The 7,358-nt window shown below is 71.1% G+C and carries 6 protein-coding genes and 1 pseudogene; all 7 read right to left on the reverse strand.

Going from position 1 to position 7,358, the window contains the following annotated elements:
- Positions 1-489: 489 nt before the first annotated feature.
- Positions 490-1,251 carry a DNA-3-methyladenine glycosylase gene (locus DD1DGNOD_RS19780; protein ID WP_131767999.1) on the reverse strand — a complete coding sequence of 254 codons (762 nt, stop codon included), beginning with the start codon at positions 1,249-1,251 and terminating at the stop codon, positions 490-492.
- On the reverse strand, positions 1,233-2,645 hold the full coding sequence (gene argH / locus DD1DGNOD_RS19785) for an argininosuccinate lyase (protein ID WP_165035165.1): 1,413 nt from the start codon (positions 2,643-2,645) through the stop codon (positions 1,233-1,235). Before argH ends, DD1DGNOD_RS19780 begins: the two co-directional genes overlap by 19 nt.
- A gap of 71 nt (positions 2,646-2,716) precedes the next feature.
- Positions 2,717-3,919 carry an argininosuccinate synthase gene (locus tag DD1DGNOD_RS19790; protein ID WP_131768001.1) on the reverse strand — a complete coding sequence of 401 codons (1,203 nt, stop codon included), beginning with the start codon at positions 3,917-3,919 and terminating at the stop codon, positions 2,717-2,719.
- 111 nt (positions 3,920-4,030) lie between these two features.
- Positions 4,031-4,609 (reverse strand): arginine repressor, encoded by a 579-nt coding sequence (gene argR, locus DD1DGNOD_RS19795; protein WP_430827842.1) that lies wholly within the window; start codon positions 4,607-4,609, stop codon positions 4,031-4,033.
- A gap of 74 nt (positions 4,610-4,683) precedes the next feature.
- Positions 4,684-5,706 carry an ornithine carbamoyltransferase gene (gene argF / locus DD1DGNOD_RS19800; RefSeq protein ID WP_131770794.1) on the reverse strand — a complete coding sequence of 341 codons (1,023 nt, stop codon included), beginning with the start codon at positions 5,704-5,706 and terminating at the stop codon, positions 4,684-4,686.
- Positions 5,707-5,806: 100 nt separating this feature from the next.
- Positions 5,807-7,063: an acetylornithine transaminase gene (locus DD1DGNOD_RS19805; protein WP_131770795.1), complete on the reverse strand. Its 1,257-nt coding sequence runs from the start codon at positions 7,061-7,063 to the stop codon at positions 5,807-5,809.
- Positions 7,060-7,358, reverse strand: a pseudogene (locus tag DD1DGNOD_RS29885) (acetylglutamate kinase); the annotation flags it as partial. The pseudogene DD1DGNOD_RS29885 and the gene DD1DGNOD_RS19805, both read right to left, overlap by 4 nt.

The following is a 7,358-nucleotide window of genomic DNA, read 5'->3' on the forward strand; positions in this document are numbered from 1 at the left end:
GTTCACCATGGGGCACCTCTCGATGCCCGTCTGGGACAACCTCTCAAATCTGCTGGAATCTTGTTGAGTCAAACCACCCCGGATCACCCGGCGACCGCCTCAACGACTCCTCCGAACACTCACAGTGAGCCTCGGGCCGGGGATGGGGGCCATCCGAGCGATGAGCTTGGCTCGGATGTCTCCCGGCTTTCCGCCGGCAAGGAGAACATTACGGGTGGCCAACGGGATCGTCAAACGCCAGAGACTTTTTGATCTGTGATGTACATCACATCATTCGAATGTCGCCTTGACCCACCCGTCTGGTATGGGACTATTACTGGCCGCCCCGGATGCCCGGGCTGGAGATCGTGAAGATGCCCGGAGGCCCAGGTCAAAGGCGGTTCGATCATGGTTTTCACGCCGCCGGAGCCACCGGAAACCGTGGAGTGGAGCTGCCCGGCAGGCTCCTGATACGGACTCCCCAGGCGAGGTCCCGTCAGGCGAGGTCCGTCAGGCGAGGTCTCGGCCGGGTTCCGGCGCCGCTGCCGGTGCTGGAACCGTCCGGCGCTCACGCCGCGAGCCGCTGACCGACAGCTCCCCTGTGATCCACAACCGCCATTCCCGATCCGCTGCGGCCCTGACCCCGACCCGGGGCCCATGGGCAACCCGAGCTTCGTCGATCCCAGGGCCCGCGCAGAGCACGAGCGCGGCATCGTCCGCGGGCAGAGCGGGCAGAGCGGCACTCCCACCGGAATCGCCCCTCCCGACGAGGTCGGCACCATCGGGTCCTGCACCGATGGGGCCAGCACCAACGGGGCCGGCACCGATGAGGACGAGGTCGGCACCGTTGAGAGAGCCGTCGACGGCCAGCGCCCTGGTGAGTCGGGCCGGCCCCCTGGCCAACGCCGCCCTGGCCAGGTGCGAACGGCCGCGCGCCGCCCTGTCCGCCCCCTCGACCACCTCACCGGCGCGCAGGAGGACAGCGGCGGCTTCGCCGACCGGCCCGCACACGATGTTCATGCACCAGTGCATGCCGTATATGAAGTAGACGTACAGGTGCCCGGGTGGTCCGAACATCACCGTGCACCGTGGGGTCAGGCCGTGGAACGCGTGCGAGGCGGGATCGTCCTCGCCGCCGTAGGCCTCGACCTCGGTCAGCCGAACGACGACCCCACCCCGACGCAGCCGGGCACCCAGCAGGTTACGGGCGACATCCAGCGGCGGCCGGTCGTAGAACCGCCGGTCCGGGACGCTCAGGAGCCGCCCGCCCACTCACGGTCCTGACGCAGGCGTTCGGTGAGCGCGGCCAACTGCTCGCGCACCCGTGCCGGCGCCGTCCCACCCGGAGCCGAACGGGCCTCCAGCGCGCCCTGCACGGACAGCACCGAACGCACACCCGGGGTTAGCCGGGGGTTGATGGCCGCGAGCTCCTCGGCACCGACCCCGTCGAGGCCGACGTCGTGCGCCACACACCAGGCCACCAGCTGCCCGACCGCCTCGTGCGCCTCCCGGAAGGGCACCCCGCCCCGGACGAGGTACTCGGCCACGTCCGTCGCCAGCGCAAACCCGTCCGGAGCGGCCTCGGCGAGGCGCTGGCGCCGCACCCGCATCGTGGCCACCGTCCCGGCGGTTGCCGGCAGCACCAGCAGGAGGGTGTCGACCGCGTCGAACACCGGTTCCTTGTCCTCCTGCAGGTCGCGGTCATAGGCCAGAGGAAGCCCCTTGAGCACCGTGAGCAACCCGATGAGCGCCCCGATCAGGCGGCCGGACTTGCCCCGGGCGAGCTCGGCGACGTCCGGGTTCTTCTTCTGCGGCATGAGCGAGCTGCCGGTGGCGAAGGCGTCGTCCAGCTCGACCCAGCCGAACTCGCGGCTGGTCCACAGGACGATCTCCTCACCGAGCCGGGACAGGTGCACGCCGATCAGCGCGGCCACGAACAGGAACTCCGCGGCGAAGTCACGGTCGGAGACGGCGTCGATCGAGTTCTCGAAAGCCGAGTCGAAGCCGAGTTCGACGGCGACACCCTGGGGGTCCAGCGGCAGCGAGGAGCCGGCCAACGCCCCCGCTCCGAGACTGCACACGGCGGCACGGCGATCCCAGTCCCGCAGCCGGGCGACGTCCCGGACGAACGCGTGGACGTGCGCCAACAGCTGGTGGGCGAACGAGATCGGCTGGGCGTGCTGGAGGTGGGTCATCCCGGGCGCGGGCGTGTCCACGTGCGCCGTCGCCTGGTCGACGATGGCCAGCTGCAGGTCGATCAGACGGGCAGCCACCTGGCGGACGTGATCCCGCAGGTACATCCGCAGATCGGTGGCAACCTGGTCGTTGCGGCTGCGCCCGGCCCGCAGCTTGCCCCCCAGGGTGCCGAGGCGTTCGAGCAGCCCCCGCTCCAACGCCGTGTGCACGTCCTCATCGTCCACGGTCGGGCGGAAACGCCCGGTACGCACCGCCTCCGACAGATCGTCGAGAGCGGCGAGGACGGCGGTGAGCTCGCCGTCGTCGAGCAGACCGGCACGGTGCAGCACCCGGGCGTGGGCACCGGATGCCTGCAGGTCGTAGGGGGCCAGCCGCCAGTCGAACTGGACGCTGACCGACAGGCGGGCCAGCGCCTGCGCCGGACCGCCGGCAAAGCGGCCACCCCACAATCGGGTCGGCGGCGGGGACACCGACGACGGGGACGCCGCTGGCTGGGACCCCGCCGACGACGGGGATACCGGTGGCTGGGACCCCGGTGCGCTCACCGTGACAGCCGCTGTTCCCGAGCGGCCCACACCTTGCTCGGCAGCCCCCACAGGTCGATGAAACCGCGGGCGTCGCGCTGGTCGAACTGGTCGCCGGCGTCATAGGTCGCCAGTGCGTGGTCGTACAGGCTCGCCTCGCTGCGCCGCCCCACCACCTGGGCCACCCCGCCGGCCAGGCGGATCCGCACCTCGCCGCTGACCCGGACGCTGGATGCGTCGACGAACGCGTCCAGCGCGGTCCGCAGCGGCGAGTACCACAGGCCGTCGTAGACCAGCTCGGCCCAGCGCTGGTCCACCCCGCGCTTGAACCGGGCGACTTCCCGCTCCAGGGTGAGGTCCTCCAGGTCACGATGGGCGGTCAGCAGGGTTATCGCCGCCGGGCACTCGTATATCTCCCGGCTCTTGATCCCCACCAGTCGGTCCTCGATCATGTCGATCCGCCCGACGCCCTGCGCGCCCGCCCGCGTGTTCAGTTCCGCGACCAGAGCCACCAGCGGCAGCGCGCGGCCGTCCAGTGAGACCGGGAGCCCGTCGACGAAGCCGATCGTCACCTCGTCCGGCTCCCGCGCAAGCGTCGGGTCGGCGGTATAGACGAAGACGTCCTCCGGGGGCTGCGCCCACGGGTCCTCGAGCACGCCGCACTCGGCTGTGCGGCCCCACAGGTTCTGGTCGATGGAATAGGGAGAACGTGCTGTCACGTCGATCGGAAGGTCTCGTTCGTCCGCGAAGGCGATCGCCTTGTCCCGGGTCATCCCCGAGTCACGGACCGGCGCCAGAACCTTGAGATCCGGTGCCAGCGCCATCACGCCGACCTCGAAACGCACCTGGTCGTTACCCTTGCCGGTACAACCATGGGCGATGGCCCCGGCACCGAAGGTGTGAGCCGCCTCCACGAGGTGCCGGACGATGATCGGCCGCGACAGCGACGAGATCAGCGGATAGCGGTCCATGTACAGGGCGTTCGCCCGGATGGCGGGGGCGACGAACGACCGGGCGAACTCCTCCCGCGCATCGACCACGACCGACTCCACCGCCCCACAGGTCAGGGCGCGCTGCCGGATCAACTCAAGATCCTCACCACCCTGACCGACATCGACGGCCAGGGCCACGACCTCCGCGCCGGTCTCGGCGCCGATCCAACCAATGGCCACGGACGTGTCCAGGCCGCCCGAATATGCCAGTACCACGCGGTCAGTCACCGCTGATCAACCTTTCTTCTCTTCGTTCCCGGGCGTTGCCTTCAGCCGTTGCCTCCGGCCCCGGCAATGTCTGTTTCTGGGGCCCACGCCCATGCCCAGGTTCCCGAACCACTAGCCGGCGGGGGCGGAGGAACTGGGGTCGACCAGGCCCGCAAGAGAGTCACGGGTCCGGCCCTCGGCCAGGCCGAGCAGCCGGGCGGCCAGTTCGGGCCCGGTCGGATCGTCGCCGGCGCCGGGCGGACCGCCGGTGACCGACCGGGCCGACCGGCACACCACCAGCACCGTGTCGTCCCCGGCGATGGTGCCCATGACCTCCAGCAGCGACGCGCGGTCCAGGGCCGAGGCGAACAGCTGCGCCGCACCCGGCGGGGTCCGCAGGACCACCAGGTCGCCGTTGGCCTCGGCCGAGACCAGCAGCTCCTCGCAGAGCCTGCCCAGCGGCAACCGCACGGACTCGGCCGGCGCCAGGTTGACGTCGACGGCATAGACGAGCCCGCCCTGCGGGCTGCGCACCTTGGTCGCGCCGAGATCCTCCAGGTCGCGTGACAGCGTCGCCTGCGTGACCTGGACGCCTTCGGCCGCGAGCAGCCGGGCCAGCTCCGTCTGCGAACGCACCGGCTGCCGGGCGATCAGGGCGGCGAGCCTGACCTGGCGTGCGTGCTTGGTCAGCGGTGCGGCCGCATGGCGCACCGCCCCGGGCACCTGCGCGGTCACGGCAGCCCCAGGCGCCTGGGTGGTCACAGTGGCGTGGCCCTGCCGGCCTGTCACGGCGTGACCTTGCCGGTCAGCGCCGCGGGCAGTGGGTGGCGCGCCGCGTCACCCGGCCGGTCGCCGGCAGCCCGATCGTGATCTTCCAGCAGGAACGACTCCAGCAGGAACGACAGGAGTGCCTTCTGCGCGTGCAGCCGGTTCTCGGCCTGGTCGAAGACGACCGATTGGGGGCCGTCGAGCACGGAACCGGCGATCTCCAGGTCGCGGTGCGCCGGCAGGCAGTGCATGACGATCACATCGTCGCAGGCTGCCTCGACCGCCTTCTCGTCCAGCCGGTACGGCTGGAAGACCAGCGACCGGCTTTCCGTCTGATTGTCCTGGCCCATCGACGCCCAGACGTCGGTATAGAGCACGTCCGCGCCGGCCGCGGCCTCAAGCGGGTCGTGTGTCACCAGGATCTCCCCGCCGGTGACGGCAGCGATCTCGTTGGCGTGCCGGACCACCTGCTCGAACGGCTCGTACCCAGGCGGCGAGGCGACCCGCACCCGCATCCCGGCCAGCGCGCCGGCGAGGACCAGCGAATGCGCGACGTTGTTACCGTCCCCGAGATAAGCCAGTGCCAGTCCGGAAAGATTACCTTTTTTCTCCCGGATCGTCTGCAGGTCGGCAAGCGCCTGGCACGGGTGGGCGTGGTCGGAAAGCGCGTTGACCACGGGCACCGAAGCCGCCGCGGCCAGCCGTTCCAACCGCTCCTGCGCGAACGTCCGTATGATGATCATATCGACGTACCGGCTGAAGACGGCGGCCGTGTCCTCGATGGACTCGCCCCTGCCAAGCTGGGTGGTCGCCGCGTCCACCACCACCGGGTGCCCGCCGAGCTCGGCCACGGCGACGTCGAAGGACAGCCGGGTCCGGGTGGAGGGCTTCTCGAACAGCAGCACCACCGAACGGCCGGCAAGCGGCCCGGGCTCGCCGGTACCCGCGCGGCGGGTCGCCTTCAGCCTGTCCGCCGCGTCCAGGATGGCGGCCTGTTCCTCCGGCGTCAGGTCGGTGTCGAGGAGGAAGTGTCGGGTCATGAGACGGCGTCCAAAGCGAACAGGGCAAGCAACAAAGCAAGCATCGTAGGGAGCGCCGGCGAACGAGGAGCGCAGCGAAGGGCGCTGTCGGGGTGCACCGTCATGCGCCGACCTTAGAACGTTCGGTGGCAGGTCGTGCCTCCCCGGCGACCGCGGCCTGACCGGCAGCCGCGGCCTGGCCTGCGATCACGGCCTGACCGGCGATTCCCGGCAGCGCCGCGACGAACTCGTCCGCCTCCGCGACCGAGAGCACCAGCGGTGGGGCGAGCCGGACCGCATCCGCGCTCACCGCATTGACCAGAAAGCCCGCCTGGCGGGCCGCAGTTTCGAAGGCGGCGGCGAACGGCGAGTCGAGCTCGATCGCCAGCCACAGCCCACGGCCGCGGACCCCGACCACGCCCGGTGCGCCGGCGCCGCGGATCCCGCCGGCGAGCGCGCCCCCCACCCGCACCGCGTTGGCGATCAGGTCGTCCCGTTTGATGGTGTCCAGCACGGCGAGCGCGGCGGCGCAGACGACCGGCCCCCCGCCGAAAGTGCTGCCATGATCACCAGGACGCAACAGCTGCCCGGCCGGACCGAAGCCGACACAGGCCCCGATCGGCAGACCACCCCCGAGCCCCTTGGCGAGCGTGACGACGTCCGGGACGATGCCCTCGGCCTGATGCAGGAACCAGGTTCCGGCCCGGCCGATGCCGCTTTGTACCTCGTCCATGACAAGCAGCGCGCCGGCCCGGTCGCAGATGTCGCGGGCCGCCCGCAGGTAGCCCTCCGGCGGCGCGATCACACCGCCCTCGCCCAGCGTCGGTTCCAGGAACACCGCGGCGGTGCGCTCGCTGACCGCCGCCTCCAGCGCGGCGGTGTCACCGTAGGGGACGAAGCGCGCGCCGGGCAGCAACGGCTCGAACGGCGCCCGCTTGGACGCCTGGCCGGTGATCGACAGAGCGCCCAGAGTCCGCCCGTGGAACGATCCCTCGGCCGAGACGATCTCACCGCGGCCCGTCCGCCGCGAGATCTTGATGGCGGTCTCGTTGGCCTCCGCCCCGGAGTTGCAGAAGAACACCCGGCCGTCGGCGCCGCCCAGCAGCCCCAGCAGGCGCTCGGCCAGGACGATCTGCGGTTCGTTCACGTACAGGTTGGACACGTGGCCCAGGCGCCCGATCTGGTCACCGACGGCCTCCTGCACGGCTGGGTGGCAGTGCCCGAGGACGCTCACGGCCACCCCGGCGATCAGGTCGAGGTACTCGCGCCCGTCGGCGTCCCACACCCTGGCCCCCGCACCACGCTCAAGCGCGATCGGCGGACGGCCGTAGGCCGCCATGATCACGGCGTCCCGGCGATTGAGCAGCTCGGCGTTCACGGGGCTCCTCCCGTAGCGGGGTCTGGTCCTATAGCAGGGGCAGGTGTGGCCGGATCCGCGGCGGTGCCGTCCGGAATACCGCTGTCCCGGATACTGCCGTCCGGGATACTGCCGTCCGGGGCGGGCCGGCCGGCCGGCACCGGGGCGGTTGCCCTCCGGGCGCCGTCCGGTGTGATCAGGGTGCCGATGCCGTCGTCGGTGAAGATCTCCAGCAGGACGGCGTGCGCCACCCGGCCGTCGAGGACGTGGGCCTGCGGGACACCACCGTGTACCGCCCGCAGGCATGCCTCCATCT

This window comes from Candidatus Protofrankia californiensis (genome assembly GCF_900634765.1).
Lineage (GTDB): Bacteria > Actinomycetota > Actinomycetes > Frankiales > Frankiaceae > Protofrankia > Protofrankia californiensis.

What these genes read in the sequence shown, in the direction of transcription:
- argF (WP_131770794.1), bottom strand. Translation starts at nt 5,706, where the DNA reads ATGACCCGACACTTCCTCCTCGACACCGACCTGACGCCGGAGGAACAG.